General features: G+C 69.3%; 16 protein-coding genes. 8 read left to right on the top strand and 8 right to left on the bottom strand.

Translation table 11 applies throughout. From position 1 onward, the window contains the following. The first annotated feature begins 1 nt into the window (after nucleotide 1). From ASD34_RS22120 to ASD34_RS22135, 4 genes are all read left to right on the top strand, one after another. Complete coding sequence (locus ASD34_RS22120; RefSeq protein ID WP_056582116.1) at nucleotides 2–928, top strand: LysR family transcriptional regulator; 927 nt, start codon at nucleotides 2–4, stop codon at nucleotides 926–928. A gap of 77 nt (nucleotides 929–1,005) precedes the next feature. Beyond that, nucleotides 1,006–2,433, top strand: a complete 1,428-nt coding sequence (tcuA, locus tag ASD34_RS22125; RefSeq protein WP_056582118.1) for an FAD-dependent tricarballylate dehydrogenase TcuA — start codon at nucleotides 1,006–1,008, stop codon at nucleotides 2,431–2,433. Continuing rightward, nucleotides 2,417–3,640 (top strand): tricarballylate utilization 4Fe-4S protein TcuB, encoded by a 1,224-nt coding sequence (tcuB, locus tag ASD34_RS22130; protein ID WP_082548913.1) that lies wholly within the window; start codon nucleotides 2,417–2,419, stop codon nucleotides 3,638–3,640. The genes tcuA and tcuB overlap by 17 nt, the downstream gene beginning before the upstream one ends. Nucleotides 3,641–3,740: 100 nt before the next feature. Then, nucleotides 3,741–6,020: a glycoside hydrolase family 3 N-terminal domain-containing protein gene (locus ASD34_RS22135; protein ID WP_056582120.1), complete on the top strand. Its 2,280-nt coding sequence runs from the start codon at nucleotides 3,741–3,743 to the stop codon at nucleotides 6,018–6,020. A 187-nt stretch (nucleotides 6,021–6,207) separates the two neighbouring features. On the opposite strand, the gene ASD34_RS22140 is transcribed toward ASD34_RS22135, so the two are convergent. From ASD34_RS22140 to ASD34_RS22160, 6 genes are all read right to left on the bottom strand, one after another. Beyond that, a complete protein-coding gene (locus tag ASD34_RS22140) occupies nucleotides 6,208–7,626 on the bottom strand; it encodes a YadA family autotransporter adhesin (RefSeq protein WP_056582122.1) in 1,419 nt (472 codons plus the stop codon). Between the two features lie 5 nt (nucleotides 7,627–7,631). Then, the gene (locus tag ASD34_RS22145) at nucleotides 7,632–9,884 is read right to left on the bottom strand and encodes a phosphocholine-specific phospholipase C (RefSeq protein WP_056582124.1); all 2,253 of its coding nucleotides are present in this window, start codon (nucleotides 9,882–9,884) and stop codon (nucleotides 7,632–7,634) included. A gap of 66 nt (nucleotides 9,885–9,950) precedes the next feature. After that, a complete protein-coding gene (locus ASD34_RS27265) occupies nucleotides 9,951–10,139 on the bottom strand; it encodes a hypothetical protein (RefSeq protein WP_082548916.1) in 189 nt (62 codons plus the stop codon). Nucleotides 10,140–10,286: 147 nt separating this feature from the next. Next, on the bottom strand, nucleotides 10,287–11,285 hold the full coding sequence (gene phnE / locus ASD34_RS22150; protein ID WP_056582126.1) for a phosphonate ABC transporter, permease protein PhnE: 999 nt from the start codon (nucleotides 11,283–11,285) through the stop codon (nucleotides 10,287–10,289). Next, nucleotides 11,282–12,082: a phosphonate ABC transporter ATP-binding protein gene (gene phnC, locus ASD34_RS22155; protein ID WP_082548918.1), complete on the bottom strand. Its 801-nt coding sequence runs from the start codon at nucleotides 12,080–12,082 to the stop codon at nucleotides 11,282–11,284. The genes phnE and phnC overlap by 4 nt, the downstream gene beginning before the upstream one ends. Nucleotides 12,083–12,090: 8 nt before the next feature. Beyond that, complete coding sequence (locus tag ASD34_RS22160) at nucleotides 12,091–13,026, bottom strand: phosphate/phosphite/phosphonate ABC transporter substrate-binding protein (protein ID WP_056582128.1); 936 nt, start codon at nucleotides 13,024–13,026, stop codon at nucleotides 12,091–12,093. A 187-nt stretch (nucleotides 13,027–13,213) separates the two neighbouring features. Between ASD34_RS22160 and ASD34_RS22165 the strand changes: the two genes are divergently transcribed. Then, nucleotides 13,214–14,089, top strand: a complete 876-nt coding sequence (locus tag ASD34_RS22165; RefSeq protein WP_056582130.1) for an HAD-IIA family hydrolase — start codon at nucleotides 13,214–13,216, stop codon at nucleotides 14,087–14,089. Here the strand turns inward: ASD34_RS22165 and ASD34_RS22170 are convergent. Then, the gene (locus tag ASD34_RS22170; protein ID WP_235510157.1) at nucleotides 14,026–14,946 is read right to left on the bottom strand and encodes a MurR/RpiR family transcriptional regulator; all 921 of its coding nucleotides are present in this window, start codon (nucleotides 14,944–14,946) and stop codon (nucleotides 14,026–14,028) included. The two genes, ASD34_RS22165 and ASD34_RS22170, sit on opposite strands and share 64 nt — an antisense overlap. 10 nt (nucleotides 14,947–14,956) lie before the next feature. Then, on the bottom strand, nucleotides 14,957–15,922 hold the full coding sequence (locus ASD34_RS22175; protein WP_056582132.1) for a LysR family transcriptional regulator: 966 nt from the start codon (nucleotides 15,920–15,922) through the stop codon (nucleotides 14,957–14,959). Nucleotides 15,923–16,025: 103 nt separating this feature from the next. On the opposite strand from ASD34_RS22175, the gene ASD34_RS22180 reads away from it, so the two are divergent. The 3 genes from ASD34_RS22180 to ASD34_RS22190 are packed head-to-tail and all read left to right on the top strand — an operon-like array spanning nucleotide 16,026 to nucleotide 18,744. After that, nucleotides 16,026–17,036, top strand: a complete 1,011-nt coding sequence (locus tag ASD34_RS22180; RefSeq protein ID WP_056582135.1) for a hydroxyacid dehydrogenase — start codon at nucleotides 16,026–16,028, stop codon at nucleotides 17,034–17,036. Next, nucleotides 17,033–17,725, top strand: a complete 693-nt coding sequence (locus ASD34_RS22185) for an RraA family protein (protein ID WP_056582137.1) — start codon at nucleotides 17,033–17,035, stop codon at nucleotides 17,723–17,725. The genes ASD34_RS22180 and ASD34_RS22185 overlap by 4 nt, the downstream gene beginning before the upstream one ends. Before the next feature lie 41 nt (nucleotides 17,726–17,766). Beyond that, a complete protein-coding gene (locus ASD34_RS22190) occupies nucleotides 17,767–18,744 on the top strand; it encodes a Bug family tripartite tricarboxylate transporter substrate binding protein (RefSeq protein ID WP_056582139.1) in 978 nt (325 codons plus the stop codon). The last annotated feature ends 4 nt before the right edge of the window (nucleotides 18,745–18,748 follow it).

Genomic DNA, 18,748 nt, shown 5'->3' on the forward strand with positions numbered 1-18,748 from the left:
GATGGAACTGAGACAACTGCGCTACTTCGTCAAGGTCTGCGAGCTGCGCAGCATGGGCCGCGCGGCCGTGGAGCTGGGGGTGGTCACCTCGGCACTGAGCCAGCAGATCAGCCGGCTCGAAAGCGAACTCTCGACACGCTTGCTGCGCCGCCATTCGACCGGCGTCATGCCCACCGACGCGGGCCTGGCCTTCCTGCACCAGGCACAGCTCACGCTGCGCCATGCCGACGACGCCGTGCGCGCGGCGCAGCAGGCGCGCCTGTCGGGCCATGTGAGCGTGGGCCTGGCGCCCACCACCGCCACCGTGCTCGGCGTGCCGCTGATGCAGGCCATGCAGGCGCGCTACCCCGAGGTGCGGCTGCACATGGTCGAGGCGCTGTCGGGCCACCTCACGACGATGCTGCACGCGCGCCAGCTCGACCTGGCCGTGCTGTTCCAGACCGACACGCCGCGGCGCTGGAGCGTGGCGCCGCTGCTGGCCGAAAAGCTCTTCGTGATCGCTTCGCCCATGCTGTCGCCGCGCCCCACGGGCGCGAAGGTGCGGCTGTCGCAGCTGGCCGAGGTGCCGCTGATCCTGCCCAGCGGCAGCCACGGCCTGCGCGCCACGCTGATGGCCGCCTTTGCGCGGGCGCGCGTGGCGCCGCGCATCGTGGCCGAGGTCGACGGCCTGGCGTTGCTGATGGACGCGGTGCGCGCCGGCCACGGCGCCACCATCCAGCCCGGTGCCGCCACCGCGCGGCACGACCGCGACGACCTCGAGCTCACGCAGATTGCCGACGCCCACGTCGGCCGCCGCAACCTGCTCGTGAGCCTGTCGGACGACGAGCTCTCGCCCGCCGCGCTGGCCGCGCGCGTGGTGGTGGCCGAAACGGCGCGCACGCTGGTGAGCGAAGGCCGCTGGGCCGGCGCAAGTCTTCTCGACAACTGAACACCTGTTGCCTGAATCGGCCTTTCGCGTGAAGGCCGCGCTGTCTAAAGTCTCCTTCATTCCAAGGAGACCCACGAGTGATAGACGTACTGGTTGTCGGTGGCGGCAATGCCGCGCTGTGCGCCGCGCTGATGGCGCGCGAGGCCGGCGCCTCGGTGCTGCTGCTGGAGGCCTCGCCCCAAGAGTGGCGCGGCGGCAATTCGCAGCACACCCGCAACCTGCGCTGCATGCACGACGCACCGCAGGATGTGCTGGTCGATGCCTACCCTGAAGAGGAGTACTGGCAAGACCTGCTGAAGGTGACCGGCGGCCTCACCGACGAGCACCTCGCGCGCCTCGTGATCCGCGCCTCGTCGAACTGCCGCGACTGGATGCGCCGCCACGGCGTGCACTTCCAGCCGCCGCTGTCGGGCGCGCTGCATGTGGCGCGCACCAACGCCTTCTTCATGGGCGGCGGCAAGGCACTCGTCAACGCCTACTACCGCAGCGCCGAAAAGCTCGGCGTGCAGATCCGCTACGACACGCCCGTGGCCTCGGTCGAGCTCGATGGCGACCGCTTCGTGGCCGTGCACACCGAGGCCGGCGAGCGCATCGAGGCGAAGAGCTGCGTGCTCGCCTCGGGCGGTTTCGAATCGAACCGCGAGTGGCTGCGCGAGGCCTGGGGCCAGAACGAGCGCGGCGAATGGCCGGCCGACAACTTCCTCATCCGCGGCACGCGCTTCAACCAGGGCGTGCTGCTCAAGCACATGATCGAAGCCGGCGCCGACAGCATCGGCGATCCGTCGCAGGGCCACATGGTGGCCATCGACGCGCGCGCACCGCTGTACGACGGCGGCATCTGCACGCGCATCGACTGCGTGTCGCTGGGCGTGGTGGTCAACCGCGACGCACAGCGCTTCTACGACGAGGGCGAAGACTTCTGGCCCAAGCGCTACGCGATCTGGGGCCGGCTCGTGGCGCAGCAGCCGGGGCAGATCGCCTGGTCGATCATCGACCAGCAGGCGGTCGGCCGCTTCATGCCGCCGGTATTCAGCGGCACCCAGGCCGACACGCTCGGCGAACTGGCACAGAAGCTCGGCCTGGACGAAGCCACCTTCGTGCGCACCGTGCAGGACTACAACGCCGCCTGCCGCGTCGGCCGCTTCGACCACACCGCGCTGGACGACTGCCACACCGAAGGCCTCGCGCCCGCCAAGACGCACTGGGCACGCCCGATCGACACCGCGCCGTTCTACGCCTACCCGCTGCGCCCTGGCATCACCTTCACCTACCTCGGCCTGAAGGTGGACGAAACCGCCGCCGTGCGCTTCGACGACCGGCCGAGCCCCAACCTGTTCGTGGCCGGAGAAATGATGGCCGGCAACGTGCTGGGCAAGGGCTACACGGCCGGCGTGGGCATGAGCATCGGCACGGCCTTCGGGCGCATCGCCGGCACGCAGGCTGCGAACGCGGCAAGGAACATTTCAAAGCAATCCCCGGAGGCCGCCCTTGCAGCAGCTCACTGACCTTGTTGCACGCGCCCGCGCCGATGCCGACGGCATCGGAACCTCGCGTGTCATCCCGATCCAGCCTGCCCTGCCGCTGACCGCGCCCGAAGGCGAGGTCGCGCGCATCCTGCAGATCTGCAACGCCTGCCGCTACTGCGAAGGCTTCTGCGCCGTGTTTCCCGCGATGACGCGCCGGCTCGAATTCGGCAAAGCCGACACGCACTACCTCGCGAACCTTTGCCACAACTGCGGTGCGTGCCTGCATGCCTGCCAGTACGCGCCGCCGCACGCGTTCGCGGTGAACGTGCCGCAGGCGATGGCGCAGGTGCGCCTGCAGACCTACCACGACTACGCCTGGCCGCCCGTGATGGGCGCGCTCTACAAGAAGGCGGGGCTCACCGTCGCGCTCGCACTCGCGGGTGGGCTCGCGCTGTTCCTCGTGCTGGCCGTGGCGATGTCGGGCACGCTCTTGCACGAACCACTCGCGGGCAACTTCTACGCGATCTTTCCGCACAACTTCCTGGCCCTGGTGTTCGGCGCGGTGTTCCTGTTCGTGATGTTCGCGCTGGCGATGGGCACGCGCCGCTTCTGGCGCGAGGTGTCGCCCGCGAACGACCCGGGCAACGCGCCCGACCTGCCGGGCGTGCGCCGCGCGGCCAGTGCGGAGGCCGCGCACGACGCGCTGCGCCTGAAGTACCTCGATGGCGGCCACGGCGAGGGCTGCAACAACGACGACGACCGCTTCACGCTGTGGCGCCGGCGCTTCCATCACTTCACCTTCTACGGCTTCATGCTGTGCTTCGCCTCGACCTGCGTGGCGACGCTCTACCACTACCTGTTCGACCTGCACGCGCCCTATGCGCTCAAGAGCCTGCCGGTGCTGCTGGGCACCACGGGCGGCATCGGCCTCGTGATCGGCCCCGTCGGCCTGCTGTGGCTGAACCTGCGGCGCCACGCTGCGCACGGCGATGCGGCGCAACGGCCGATGGACCGCGGCTTCATCGCGCTGCTGCTGCTCATCAGCCTCACCGGCCTGGCGCTGCTGGCATGGCGCGACACCCGCTTCATGGCGCTGCTGCTGACGGTGCACCTGGGCGTGGTCATGGCGCTCTTCCTCACCCTGCCCTACGGCAAGTTCGCGCACGGCATCTTTCGCAGCGCGGCGCTCTTGAAGTTCGCCATTGAAAAGCGCCTGCCGAGCCGGCTGCGGCTGGGCGCGGACTGACCAGCAGGGCTTGAAGGGACCCGGGTCGGACAAGGCCCTACGCCCAGGGCGGAAACCCGCTGGCCGGGGCGGGCGGGGGTTGTCTGCAGAATAGGCGGCCATGCATGTTCGAAAAGCCGCCGTTCTCGCCCTCGTCCTGTCCGCCCTCTCCCTCCCCGCCATCGCGGCGTCCGTTCCGAAAAGCCTCCAGCCCTCCGACGCCGCCGAAGCCCGCATCGAATCGCTGATCGCGCGCATGACGCTGCAGGAAAAGGCCGGCCAGCTCAGCCTCTACGGCCCGGCCGACATCAACACGCCGAACAACCCGCAGGCCGGCTGGCGCAACGGGCTGCAGGAAACGGAGGACGTGCGCACTGGGCGGCTCACGGGCCTGTTCAACAACGCCGGCCTCGAGGGCAAGCGGCGGCTGCAGCAGGTGGCGGTGCGCGAGTCGCGGCTGGGCATTCCGCTGATCTTCGGCGCCGATGTGATCCACGGCTTTCGCACCATCTTCCCCATGCCGCTGGCCGAGGCCTCGAGCTGGGAGCCTGCGCTGGCCGAGCGCACCGCGCGCGCGGCGGCGGTCGAGGCCACGGCCGACGGCTTTCGCTGGACCTTCGCGCCGATGGTCGACATCGCGCGCGATGCGCGCTGGGGCCGCGGCCTCGAAGGCGTGGGCGAAGACCCGTACCTCGCGCGCCAGTTCGCAACGGCGCGCGTGCGCGGCTTCCAGGGCAGCAACTTGGCGAACGCCGATTCGATGCTGGCCACGCCCAAGCACTTCGCGGCCTACGGCGCAGCCGAGGGCGGGCTCGACTACAACACGAGCGAGCTTTCCGAACGCACGCTGCGCGAGGTCTACCTGCCGCCGTTTCGCGCGGCGCTCGATGCGGGCGCGCTGTCGGTCATGAGCGCCTTCAACGAGATCGGCGGCGTGCCTTCGACCGCCAACCCCGCCCTGCTCACCGGCGTGCTGCGCGACGAGTGGAAATTCAAGGGCTTCGTGGTGTCCGACTACACGGCCGACGAGGAGCTCATCGAGCACGGCCACGCTGCCAACGCCCGCGAGGCCGCCAAGCTGGCCTTCATGGCCGGCACCGACATGAGCATGCAAAGCGGCCTGTACATCCGCCACCTGCCCGACCTCGTGGCGTCGGGCGAGGTGCCGATGGCGCGGCTCGACGAGGCCGTGCGGCGCGTGCTGCGCGTCAAGCTCAAGCTCGGCCTCTTCGACGACCCGATGCGCGGCCTCGATGGCCCGCCGGCCGACCAGCGCGTGGAAAACCCCGAGTTCATCGCGCTGGCCCGCGAGAGCGCACGCCGCTCCATCGTGATGCTGAAGAACGAAGGCCAGCTGCTGCCACTCGCGAAAACAGGCCCACAGAAGATCGCGCTGATCGGCCCCTTCGCCGAAGGCACGAAGGACCTGATGGGCTCCTGGAGCCTGTTCCCGGGCCAGTCTGCGCCCGTGGGCATCGACGAAGGCCTGCATGCCGCGCTGGGCACCGAGGCCTCGCGCCTGACCGTCACGCGCGGTGCAAACGTCGAATCACCGCTGCCCGGCGGCATCGAGACCGCCGTGGCCGCCGCACGCGATGCCGACGTGGTCGTGCTGGCCATCGGCGAGAGCCAGAAGATGTCGGGCGAGTCGCGCTCGCGCAGCGACATCGGCCTGCCGCAGGCGCAGCAGGACCTGGCCGAAGCCGTGGCCGCCACCGGCAAGCCGGTGGTCGTGCTGCTGAGCAACGGCCGCGCGATGGCGCTCAAGGGGGCCGTGCGCGATGCGCGCACGATCCTCGTGACGTGGTTCCTCGGCGTGCAGACCGGCCACGCGATCGCCGACGTGGTGTTCGGCGACTTCAACCCGTCGGGCCGCCTGCCCGTGAGCTTTCCGCAGACCGCCGGCCAGGTGCCCTACTACTACGCCCACAAACGCACGGGCCGCCCTTCGCCCGAAAGCGCGCCGGGCACGGCCTTCAAGACCCGCTACCTGGACGCGACGAACGAGGCGCTGTACCCCTTCGGTTTCGGCATCGGCTATGCGTCGGTGCGCTACGACCAGGTCGAGCTGAGCACGGACCGCCTCGCCATCGGCAACACCCTGCGCGTGCGCGCCACCGTCACGAACACGGGGACGCGCGAGGCGGAGGAAGTGGTGCAGCTGTACCTGGCCCAACGCGCGGCGAGCGTGACGCGGCCGGTGCGCGAGCTGAAGAATTTCCGCAAGGTTCGCATTGCGCCGGGGGCTTCGGAGGTGATCGAATTCACCGTCGGCAATGACGACCTGCAGTTTCTGGGGCGGGACATGAAGCCTGTGGTCGAACCTGGCGAGGTCGATCTGTGGATCGCGCCTTCCGCGGCTGACGGGATTCGCAAGCGCTTCGTTCTCACGCGGGAGTGAGTTTCTTCAGGGCGCGTGCACAGGCCGCCGGGTGCTGGCCGATCAACGACTGCACCGAGGACGATCACGTCGATGGGGTGCCTTGCGCAGCGAAACCAAGGGGGAGGGGCGCAAGCCCGAAGGCCGGGGGACATTCGCGGAGCAAGGTACCCCGTCGGCGGGATCGTCGCCCTGAACATTCACAAGCTCAGTCGAACACCCCCGTGAACGCCACCCGGCTCACCACCCCCGAGCTGCTCGCACCGACACCCAGCGTCACGCTGTAGCGCCCATCCTGCGAGGTGCGACGGATCGATCCCCCCATCGCGCTTTCACTGCGGAAGTTGCCCAACCCCACGGCATAGCTGATCTTGCCGGGCACGACAGGCGCAGCCTCCATGGCGGCAACGCCCGCAATGCCGGCATAGGCACGCCGCGCGTTCTCGTCCATCTGGCCCTGCAGGCGCGCGGCCGTGAAGTCGGTGTAGGCCTTGCCCAGCGGCAGGCCCTGCGCGGCGACGCTGTCGGTATAGGCGTTGGCAGTGCTCACGCCCTGCTGCACCATGCCTTGTACCTGGCCCACATTGGTCGCGTCGTCGGGCGCGCTGCCGGGCGCCACGCCGGTGAGCTGGCGGTTGCCGAGCGCCACTTCGCCGATCGACGACTGCAGCCCGTTCATGCCGACGGCCACGTAGTTCGACTGCGCGCCGCGCGTGGTCGTGCTGCCCGCACCGAGCGCCACACTATTGGCGTGCGAGGCCGATGCGTTGCTGCCGAGGGCAATGGCGTTGTCCGCGCTTGCGCGCGCGGCGCTGCCCAGCGAGATCGCCTGGTTCGCGTTCACGTACACGCCGGCGTCGGCACCGATCGCGATGTTGCCGGTGCCCATGACGTTCTGGCCCGCGCCGCTGCCCTGCGCGATGTTGTGGCTGCCGACCACGCCCTGGCCGGCCGCCGTGCCCAGCGCCAGGTTCTGGCTGCCCTGCACGCCGCCGCCCGCAGCCTGGCCCATGGCCACGTTGTTGCTGCCCGCCACCTGCGCGCCCGCCATCTGGCCCGAGGCCTGGTTGCCCGAGCCGGTGACGCCGCTGCCCGCGCCCTGCCCCGTGGCCAGGTTGTTGCTGCCGGTCACGTTGCGGCCTGCGTCGCCGCCATAGGCCTGGTTGGCGTTGCCGGCTACGTTGCGCCCGGCGTTGCTGCCGTAGGCCTCGTTGCCGTTGCCCTTCACGTCGGTGCCGGCCCAGAAGCCGACGGCGTTGTTGTAGTCGCCGGTCACGTTCTGGCCCGCGCTGCGGCCCATCGACTGGTTCCAGCCGCCGACCACGTTGGTGCCCGCGTAGTAGCCGATGGCCTGGTTGGCGTTCTTGCCCGACACGCCGGTGCCGGCGCCCTCGCCGATGGCCAGGTTCCAGTTGGTGCTGACGTTGTTGCCCGCGCCCTTGCCGAAGGCCAGGTCGTTGCTGCCCGTGACGCCGGTCGTGCCAGCCTTGTCGCCGATGCCCAGGTTGCCCTTGGCCGGGTCCCAGGTGATCGGCTGGGCCGAGGCGATGCCCATGCCGGCGACCGAGCCGAGGGCCACGGCCAGCCCGAGCAGGGTCTTGCTGCGCGTTCTGTTCTTGAACTTCATGACGATCAGGCCTTCAGGTGCAGGGCCATGGCCGGATCGCTCACGCCGGGCTTGCCGGTCTCGACGCGGCCCGCGAAACGGCGCTCGAAGTGCTCTGCCGTGACGGTGAAGTCGTACCAGTAGCCGCTCTTGTCCAGGCTCCAGTGCAGCATGCCGGTGGCGCCCGGCGCGACCTCGAGCGTCCAGGGTCCGTCGTTGCGATACGCGTTGGCCGTCACCGTGACCTTGCCGGCCGCCTTGCCCGTGTTGTGCACCTTCAGGTAGACCTGCCCGTCGACCGGCTCGTAGCAGACCTGCACCTCGGGCTTGAAGCTGGCGGTGTCGAAGGCCAGTGCGTCGCCCTGGAAGCTGCGCACGTAGCCGTTGGTGCTGTAGACCCACAGGTCGTACTTGCCGCTGTCGCTGGCGCCGGTGTTCCAGTAGTCGGCCAACTGCTTGCCGGCCTCGACCGTGTAGCGGCGCGGGATGCGGTCCAGGTGCAGCTTGTCGTACACATGGAACACGGCGCCCTGCGTGCCGGAGTTCGCGAACACCAGCTGCACGAGGCCGCGCGGCTCGACGCGTGCGCTGGTGTGCAGTTCGTAAGGCAGCGCGCGCGAGAAGCGCGTGCCGGTCTCCTGGTACAGCGGCTGCGGCGTGGCGGGGGCGTTCCTCACGGGGGCCGTGGGCAGCAGCCGCTGCGCCGCATTGATCGCGGGGAAGTTGCTCGTGTCGGGCAGCTTGGGAACGACCGGATCGTTCGGGCTCACGAAGTCGAAGCAGGTCGTGAGGTCGCCGCAGACGGCGCGGTGCCACGGGCTGATCGCATCGACCGTGATGCCAAAGCGCTGTTCGAGAAAACGGCCGACCGAGGTGTGGTCGAACACCTGCGAGTTGACCCAGCCGCCCTTGCTCCAGGGCGATACCACGTACATCGGCACGCGCGAGCTCAGGCCCCAGGGGCGAATCTTGCCGGTGGTGGTGTTGTCGGCGGCGGCCAGGTAGCTGCCCACCGAGGCGTCGAAGTACTCGCCCTCCAGCGGCACGGTCGACTTGCCCATGAGCGTGCCGTTGGCGTCGTACGAAGGCACGGCCGGCATGGCCAGGTGATCGAAGAAACCGTCGTTCTCGTCGAAGGTCACGAACAGCGCGGTCTTGCTCCACACCGCCGGGTTGGACGTGAGCGCGTCCAGCACGTCGGCGATGAAGTCGGCGGCGCCGGCCGTGCCTTCGCTGCTGCCGGGGTGTTCGGCCAGCGCCTGCGTGGGCAGCACCCACGAGACCTGCGGCAGGGTGCCGTTCATCACGTCCTGCTTGAGCTGGGCGAGGAAGTTGGTGGCGCCGTCGGCCGTGTCGGGCCCGCCCGTGAGGCCATGCTCATAGATCGGCGAGCCCGGCTGCGCGGTGCGAAAGCTCTCGAAGGCCAGGCCTCCGTGCATGGCGCCCGTCCAGTTGTTGTTCATGTTCTGGTAGATGTGCCAGCTGACGCCCTTCTTCTGCAGCAGGTCCGGCAGCGTGTCCCACTTGAAGGCGTTGTTGACGTACTTGTAGTTGTAGGTGCCCGTGGCGGGGTCCTTCTGCCCGGTGCCGTCGGCTTCCTGTGCTCGGCCTGCCACCCATTTCGACGGGCTGGGCCAGCAGCGCGAGTTCACCGGTTCGGAGTCGGTGTCGGTGCTGTTGATGCCCTTCTTGCGCAACTCCGGGTTGAAGTTGGAACCCGAGAAGAACACGATCCGATTCGGATCGGTGCCGGTGAGGATGGAGCAGTGGTAGCTGTCGCACACCGTGAACGCATCGGCCAGCGCGAACTGGAACGGGATGTCCTCGCGCAGGTAGTAGCCCATCGTGGCCTGGTTCTTGAACTGGATCCAGCGGTCCATCTTTCCCTGGTTCCATGCCGCCTGCTGATCGGGAAAGTTGTGCGGCGTGCCCGAGCCGATCAGCGCATTGGCGATCGTCGAGTCGCGGCGGAACGGCGGAATCTCCGCGCCGCCCGCGGGGTTCGACTGGAAGTACACCGACTTGCCGTTGGCCAGTGGAATCGGAAAGCGGTCGCCGAAGCCGCGCACGCCGCGCAGCGTGCCGAAGTAATGGTCGAAGCTGCGGTTCTCCTGCATCAGGATCACGACGTGCTTGATGTCCTTGATGGTGCCGGTGTCGACCGCGGCCTCGACGGCGAGCGCCTTGCGGATCGTGGGCGGAAGCATCGTGAGGGCCGAGGCCGCGCCGACGGCGCCGGCCGACTTGCGGAAGAAATCGCGACGGTTGGAGGGGTTCATGGGGAGTCTTTCAACGCGAGGACAAAACAGAAGAAATGGGAAGCGGGTGGATGAACAGGAGGCGGCTCAGGGCGCGCACTTCAGCGCCGGCGTCGGGCCGGGCTGCTCCGGCGTGGTGGTCGGGGGCGTGGGGCCGGTGGGCGGCAGCACCGGCAGGCCGCCGCCACCGCCCCCTCCGCCGCCGCATGCGGCAAGGCTCAGGCACAGGAGAAAGCCCGCCGCAGCAAGGCCATACCGGGAAGAACGTGAGGTCATGAAGGTGTCCTTTTCTGGATCGAAGGGGCGTGGGAAGAAAAGCAGGGCGAAGCCGGGCCGTGCAGGCCTCGAAGGGCTTGCACCGGAACGGGAAGAAACGCAATGAAGTCGGGTGCCCGAAGCGGGCGGATGAGTGGGTGTCAGCGCTCAGGCATAGCGGCTGCGCAGGCGGGCTGCGACCCTGTCGAGCACGAGCACCGTGAGGAAGATCGCGATCAGGATCGTTCCGACGTGCGCGTAGTTGTACATGTCGTAGCGGCCCTTGAGTTCCTGGCCGATGCCGCCCGCGCCCACCAGTCCCACCACGGTGGCCATGCGCACGTTGCGGTCGAGGATGTACAGCGTGTAGGCGATGAACTGCGGCATCACCTGCGGCAGCACCGCGAAGCGCATCACCTTCAGCTTGCTCGCGCCGATGGCACGCAGCGCCTCCTGCGGCTTGTCGTCGGCGGTCTCGATGTCTTCGGCGTAGAACTTGCCGAGGAAGCCCGCCGAATGCAGTGCGAGCGCGAGCACGCCGGCAATGGGACCGAAGCCGTAGGCCAGCACCAGGAACAGCGCGCTCACCAGCTCGGGCACCGCGCGGAACATGCCGACGATGCCGCGCGCCAGCGCATAGACGGCGCGGTTCGGCGTGTAGTTCTTCGCGCTGCACCAGGCCAGCGGCGCACTCAGCACGATGGCCAGCAGCGTCGCCCAGATGGCGATCTCGAAGGTCTCCAGCATCTTCACCGCCACATGCCAGAGGTAGCCGAAGGGCTCGACCAGCACCTCGCGGCGGTCGACCACCTCTTCCATCTGCAGCGTCTGCGGGTTGAGCCTGGGCTGGCGCGACTCCTCCATCTCGACATGCGAGAACCACGGCAGCTGCTCGCGGTCGAAGCCCTCGATGCGCGACACCTCGGTGCGCTGCGACACCTGCGGCGGAAAGAGCGACCTGGCGATGATGCCCAGGCCCGACAGCACCTGCGACTGGTCGCGCAGGCCGACGGCCGCGAGCACGCCCTCGCCCGTGAGCGACAGCATGCGGCCCATTTCGACGCGCTGGCCGGCGAAGAAGCCGACCACCACCACGAGAAGCAGCACGGCGAGGCTGCGGGCGCCGAAGGGGCGCGGCAGGTCCCAGGCGGATGCGGAGCGGCTCATGGCACCAGCTCCAGCGTGCCGGCATGCAGCGGCAACGGCGCTTCGGGCGCGGGCCGCGCGGGCGCCGGCGTGCGGCCGTAGACCGCGTCGAACACCTTCGGGTCGAAGGCCGCGGGCGCGCCGTCGAACACCACCGCGCCGTGGCGCAACGCGACGATGCGGTCGGCGAACTCGCAGGCCAGCTCGATCTGGTGCAGGCTGCACAGCACCGTGGTGCCGCGCTCGCGCGCCTGCGTGCGCAGCAGCGACAGCACATCGTGGCTGGTCTGCGGGTCGAGGCTGGCCACGGGCTCGTCGGCCAGCACCAGCGGCGGCTCGAGCATGAAGGCGCGCGCGATGCCCACGCGCTGCTGCTGTCCGCCCGACAGCTCGCTCACGCGGCGCAGCAGGTGCTGCTCCTGCAGGCCGACCGATTCGATCAGCGCGCAGGCCTTGGCACGCTGCGCATCGGTGAACAGGCCGAGCAGCGCGCGCCACGTCGGCACCGCGGGCAGCGCGCCAGCCAGCACGTTGTCGGCCACCGTGGAACGCAGCACCAGGTTGAACTGCTGGTGGATCATGCCGATGCGCGGGCGGATGCGGGCCAGCGAATGGGCGGCGATCTGCACGCCCTCGACCTGCACCGCGCCCTGCGTGGGCTTGACCAGCCCGTTCGCCATGCGCAGCAGCGTCGACTTGCCCGCGCCCGAGGCGCCCAGCACGACGCAGAACTGCCCCGCCGGCACCTGCAGCGACACGCCGTCGAGCGCGCGCGTGCCGTCGGCGTAGTGCATGGCGACCGATTCGAAATTCAGCATGGCGACGCTCAACGCTCGGCGGACTTGGCGAGGATGCGGCCCTTGAGCTCGTCGGTCAGCAGGCCGAGCTTCTCGGCGGCGACGTTGAACTCGGCTTCGGAGAACCTGGTGTCGTAGCCGTCGATCTTGCCGCCGCCGTAGCCGCGGATCATGTCGGGCGTGACGCCGGGGGCCTTGTTCACGGTCTGGAAGGCGTCTTTCAGCTTCGCCTTCAGCGGCTCGGGCAGTTTCGAGTTGAGCGCCAGCGGCGGGTACGGAATGGCCATGCTGCGCGCGACCACCTTCACCGTCTTCGGATCGACCACGCCCTGCTTCACGGCCTTCTCGTAGGAGTCGAACGAGAGCGAGGCCACGTCGACCTGGTCCTGCACCAGCGCGGCCAGGCTGCTGGCGTGGCTGCCGGTCATGCGGATGGCGCCGAGGTCTTTCGCCGGGTCCATGCCGGCATCGAGCAGCATCGCGACCTGGAACGTGAAGCTCGAGGCCGAGTTGACGTCGCCGAAGGCCACGCGCTTGCCCTTGAGGTCCTTGACCGACGCGATGGGCGCGTTGGCCTTGGCGAACATGCCCGCGTAGTAGACCGAGGCGCCCTTCTCCACGCCCACGGCCAGGAGCTGCGCGCAGCCGCGCTTGTTCGCCTGCACGTACGACACGGGGCCGAAGAAGGCGATGTCGGCGAGCTGGTTGCACATGCCCTCGACCACCGCGCCGTACGACTGGCCGACCTTGAGGTCGAAGTTCAGGCCGGTGCTGCGCGTGATGGCGTTGAACACCGGCGCGTAGTCCGCCTTGGTGCCCGACTCGGTGCCGCCGTCGGCCGGGATCAGCAGCACGCGCAGCGGCCGCTCGCGCGAGCCGTCGGCCACCGATTGGGCTTGTGCGGCCAGCGGCAGCGCGGCAGCCAGCGAGAGGGCGGCGGCCGCAAGGGCCAGGAGCTTTTTCATGGTCGGTTCCTTCGTTTGGAAAGCGGTGGGCGTGCGGTTGCAACGCCCCGATGAAGAGAACTTTAGGAGCCGCAGATGACAGGAAAATGAAATAAGCTCATTTCAAAATTCAAATATCACTGAGCAATATTCAATAGAATCCGCCGCCACGGCCGAGCCCCCACGACGGCCCCACTCCCGGAGATCCATGAGCACGCATCACACGACAACAGGGACCACGAACGGCAGCGGCATCCAGGCGCTGGCGCAGGCCCGCCACCTGCTGGTCGACCTCGACGGCACGCTGGTGCGCCAGCAGGAAGCCATCGACGGCGCGGCCCGCCTGCTGGCGCATTTCCACGACCGCTACGCCATCGTGTCCAACAACTCCACGCACACGGCGCAGGGCCTGTCGGTGCGGCTGCGCAAGCTGGGCCTGCGCGTGCCGCCCGCGCGCATCGTGCTGGCCGGCGAACTCGCAGTGCGCCAGCTGGCGCAGCAGCATCCGCAGGCGCGCGTGCTGCTGGCCGCCAGCCCTGCCCTGCAGCGCTATGCGCGCGCGCAGGGCTGCAGGCTGGTGTCCGCGGAGGCCGAGGCCGACGTCGTGCTGCTGGCGCTCGACATGCACTTCAGCCACGCGCGCCTCTCGGTCATCGCGAACGCACTGCGCCACGGCGCCAGGCTGATGGTGACCAATGCAGACGCCACGCACCCGGGTCCGCAGGGCCGCGTGGTGCCCGAGACCGGCGCGCTGCTTGCGGCCGTGGTCGCCGCCAGCGGCGTGCAGCCGTGGCGCGTGATCGGCAAGCCGGCGCCGCTGCTGTTCGAGGAAGGCCTGCGCTGCCTGGGCGCAACTGCCGAGGGCACGGTGGTGGTCGGCGACAACCCGCTGACCGATGGCGAAGGCGCCGCGCGACTCGGCCTGGCCTGTGTGCTGGTGGGCGAATCGCCGGGTGCGGTGGCACCCACCGTCGCCGGGCTGCTGGCGCCTGCGGTCCTGGAAGCCGTGGAACCCGCGCCTCAGTACCGCTTGAGCGAGAGCACGTCGAAGGTCTGGCGCAGCGTGCGCACCGAGGTGTCGTAGTCCGACAGCGCCAGGCAGGCGATCAGCACGTCGATGATCGCCAGCTGCGCGAGCCGACTCGTCATCGCCTCGGTGCGGAAGTTGGTTTCGCGCGCCATGGTGAACAGCAGCACGTCGGCGAAGGCCTGGATCGGCGACTTGCCGAAGTTGGTGATGCACACCGTGGCCGCGCCGGCTTCCTTCGCGAGGCGCGTGGCCGTCACTGTCTCGTGCGTGCTGCCCGAATGCGAAATGGTCAGCACCGCCGTCTTCGCATTGGTGAGCGAGGCGCTGATGGCCTGCACGTGCGAATCGACCACCACCTTGGCATTGAGGCCAATGCGCAGCATGCGGTAGTGCGCGTCCTCGGCGATGGTGGCCGAGCTGCCGATGCCGTAGATCTCGATGCGCTCGGCCTTGCGAAACAGCCGCACCGCACGCTCCATCGCCTTCGCGTCGAGCATCGACTGCGTGTCGTGCAGCGTCTGCACATTGCTCTGGAAGATCTTGCGGATGACCGCGTCGGCCTTGTCCTGCGGATCGAGGTCTTCGTGGATGAACTGCACCGGCCGAACGATCTCCTGCGCCAGCGCGATCTTGATCTGCTGGAAGCCCGTGGCGCCGAGGTTCTTGCACAGGCCGACGATGCTGCCTTCGCTCGACCCGGTGCGCTCCGCCACCTCGCTCACCGACATGTGGACCACCTCGCGCGGGTTCTTCACGATGAAGTCGGCGATGCGCTGGCCCACCGGGCCCAGCGACGACCAGAGGGTTTCGATGCGCGCCAGCACGGCCGAGACCTGACCGTCGGGCACCTCGGGCGGCGGTGCGCCGTTGGCCTTGGTGCTGGCGGGTCGGGAGGTGCTGTTGCGCTTCATGACCACAAGCTTACCCGCGCCCGATGGCGCTTTTGTGCGGCACGGCCGCAGCCGCCTGGCCTGACAGCGCCGACGAAAAAAGCTGCGCGCCCTCACTGCGCAGCAAGGTCACAAGGCGCCGCGCCGCCGGCGACAGGTAGCCCTCCTTGCGGTACGTGACGCCCAGGTGGCGGCGCAGCGTGGTCTCCTTCAGCGGCACCTCGCGCAGCGTGCCCTCGCGCCCCGGTGCACCGAGCGTGTGGCGCGACAGGAAGCTCAGCAGGTCGGAGCGCGAGATGAGGCGCGGCAGCAGCGGGATCGAGTTCGCGTTGACCTGCACCGCCGGCAGCGGCAACCCGCGCGATTGAAACGCCGCGTCGAGCCACTGGCGGCTGGGAATGGGATCGGCGGGCAGCACCCAGCGCCATTGCAGCAGCGACTTCATCGTGACCTTTGGCAGGTCGAACACCGGGTGCTGCGGGCTGGCAGCGACCACCACCACGTCCTCGACGATCGAATGCGTGACGAAGGCCGGGTCGTGCTCGGGCATGAGGCCGATCAGGAGGTCGATGGCGCCTTCGCGCAGCCGCTCGCGCAGCGCCATGCTGGGCGCGACCGTGATGTCGATGCGCGTGTCGCCCGCCTCGGCCAGCAGCAGGTTGCACACCTCGGGCAGCACGTGGTCGGCCGCAATGGGCCCGCTGCCGATGCGCACATGGCCCGCGTTGCCCTTGGCGAAATCGCTCACCTCGCGCAGTGCCTCTTCGGTGGCGCCGCGCAGCAGCCGGGCGCGTGCGAGCAGCACCTCGCCCACCGCCGTGAGCTGGATGCCGCGGCCCCTGCGTTCGAACAGCGCGCTGCCGAAGGCTTCCTCGAGCCGTTGCACCGCCTTGGTCAGCGCGGGCTGGGTGCGCCCGAGCTTGTCGGCGGCCTGGCTCAAATGGCCGGTGTCGGCGACCACCTCGAAATATTTCAGGTCGCGCAGCTGGATGTCCATTCATAGCTCCGAGGAATCGATGAATGAACATTATCGATTGGACGGAATGAATGGCGATTTCCACAATCCAGCCCATACCGCCCCTCCAACGATCGATTCCTCCATGAACCCCACCGTCCTGGTCACCGCGCCACGGCTTGCCCAGGCCGGCGTCGACCTTCTTGCCGAAGCCGGCGCCCGCGTCATCTACCTTGCGAACGCAGACAGCGCAGACAGCGCAGAAGAAGTCGAGCGTGTGATGGCCAGCGAGCCCATCGATGCCGTCATCTCGCGCACCGTGCAACTGTCGGCCCGCGCCATCGCTTCGTGCCCTGCGCTGAAAGTGATCTCGAAGCACGGCGTGGGCGTGAGCAACATCGACGTCGAAGCGGCCAGCGCGCGCGGCATTCCGGTGTACGTCACGCCCGGCGCCAATGCGCAGTCGGTCGCCGAGATGACGCTCGGCCTGATGCTCGCCGCCGCCCGCCGCATCGGCTGGATGGACCGCGAGTTGCACGGCGGCCGCTGGTCGCGCGCGCAGGACGGCGTGCAGCTGCACGGCCAGACGCTGGGCCTGGTCGGCTTCGGCCAGATCGGCCAGCGCGTGGCGCGCGTGGGTCTCGCGCTCGGCATGCAGGTGACTGCGTTCGACCCGGCCCTGGGCAACGGACCGAGCCCGGTGGCCGGCGTGCGCCTGCTGCCTTCGTTCGATGCGCTGCTGCCGCTGAGCGATGTGCTCAGCCTGCACGTGCCACTCAACCGCCACACGCGCCAGATGCTCGGCGCCGCGCAGCTTGCGGCGCTGCCGCGTGGCGCGATCGTCGTCAACACGGCGCGCGGCGAGGTGATCGACGAGCCCGCGCTCATCGCCGCGCTGCAAAGCGGCCAGTTGCACGCGGCCGGCCTCGACACCATGGCCGACGAACCCCTGCCCGCCGGCAGCCCGCTGGCCGCCCTGCCCAACGTGGTGCTCACGCCGCATGTCGGCGGCTCCACGCCCGCGGCGCTCGCGGGCATGGCCAGCGGCGCCGCACGCAACGTGCTGGGCTGGCTGCAAGGCCGCCCGGTCGATCCTTCGGCTTGCGTGAACCCGCAGGTCCTGTCTTCCCTCCTCCTGCACGGAACCACCGCATGACCGCCCCGCTCTCCTGGCCGCCCGGCTACCGCATCAACCCGCGCGCGCCCGGCCCCGACGCCGCCCTCGTCGACGCATTCCACACGCTGCCCGTGGCCGCCATCGGCGATGCGATGAGCCGCAATGTCGGCACCGTCGGGCTGCGCCAGTACCACACGCGGCTCGACACCGTGCTGTGCGGCCCCGCCGTCACCGTGCGCGTGCGGCCCGGCGACAACCTCATGATCCACAAGGCGCTGATGATGGTCGCGCCGGGCGACGTGCTCGTGATCGACGGCGGCGGCGACCTCACGCAGGCGCTGGTCGGCGGCCTCATGCGCACCACCTGCATCGCGCGCCAGCTGGCCGGCCTCGTCATCGACGGCGCGGTGCGCGACCTCTGCGAATGGGCCGAAGACGGCATGCCGATCTTCGCGCGCGGCCACACGCACCGCGGACCCAGCAAGGACGGCCCCGGCGAAGTGAACGTGCCGGTTTCGTGCGCGGGCCTGGTCGTGATGCCGGGCGACCTCGTGGTGGGCGATGCCGACGGCGTCATCGCCGTGCCGGCCGCCGAAGCGGCCGACGTGCTCGTCAAGACGCGGGCCCACCTGGCGCGCGAAGCCAAGATCCGCGAGACCAACCGCACCGGCACCGCCGACCCCGAGCGTTTCGACGCCGTGCTGCGCGCCAAGGGCCTGCCGGTCTGAGCGGCAGCCGCGAAATCACAAGAACCTCCAGGAGACAAGACATGAACCGTAGAGACTTTCTGCAAACCACCGCCCTCGCATCCCTCGCGCAGGCCGCCGGGATGGCCTACGCCCAAGGCGACTGGCCGCAGCGCCCCGTGAAGCTGGTGGTGCCCTTCACGCCCGGCGGCGGCACCGACGCGACCTCGCGCCTGATTGCGGAGCGCCTCACTTCGCTCGAGCGATGGACCGTCGTCGTCGACAACAAGCCCGGCGCGGCCGGCAACATCGGCCTCGATGCCGTGGCCAAGGCCGCGCCCGACGGCTACACGATCGGCATGGGGCAAACGTCGAACCTCACGATCAACCCCTGGCTCTATTCGAAGATGCCCTTCGAGGCGCTGGAAGATTTTTCGCCCATCGCCGAAGTGGCCTCGCAGCCCGTCGTGCTCGCCGTGCGGGCCGACTCGCCGCTGCGCACGCTGGCCGACTTCATCAAGGCCGCGAAGACGAAGCCCGGCGAGTTCAGCATCGCGCAGGCCGGCAACGGCACCGTGGGGCACCTGGCCGGCGAAATGCTCGCGCGCCGCGCGGGCATCAAGGTCATGCAGGTGCCCTACAAGGGCGCAGGCCCGGCCATGAACGACCTGATCAGCGGGCAGATCGCGCTGTACTTCGGCAGCAGCGTGTCGGTGATGTCGCAGTTGTCGAACGGCCGTGCCCGCGCGCTGGCCGTCACCTCGGCCAAGCGCCTGCCCGCGCTGCCGAACGTGCCCACCGTGGCCGAACAGGGTTTCGCCGGCTTCGAGGCCACGACCTGGGTCGGCCTCGTCGGCCCGGCAGGCTTGCCCGCCGACGTGGTCAACCGCATCAACGCCGCCGTCGTGAAGACGGTGGCTCGCAAGGACGTGCAGGACAAGCTCGCGCAGGAAGGCAGCGTGCCCGCCAGCGGCACGCCGCAGCAGTTCGACGCCTACATCCGCGCCGAGCACGCCAAGTGGGGCGCGCTGATCCGCGAATCCGGCATCAAGCTGGACTGAACCA

Source organism: Variovorax sp. Root473, assembly GCF_001426505.1.
GTDB lineage: Bacteria > Pseudomonadota > Gammaproteobacteria > Burkholderiales > Burkholderiaceae_C > Variovorax.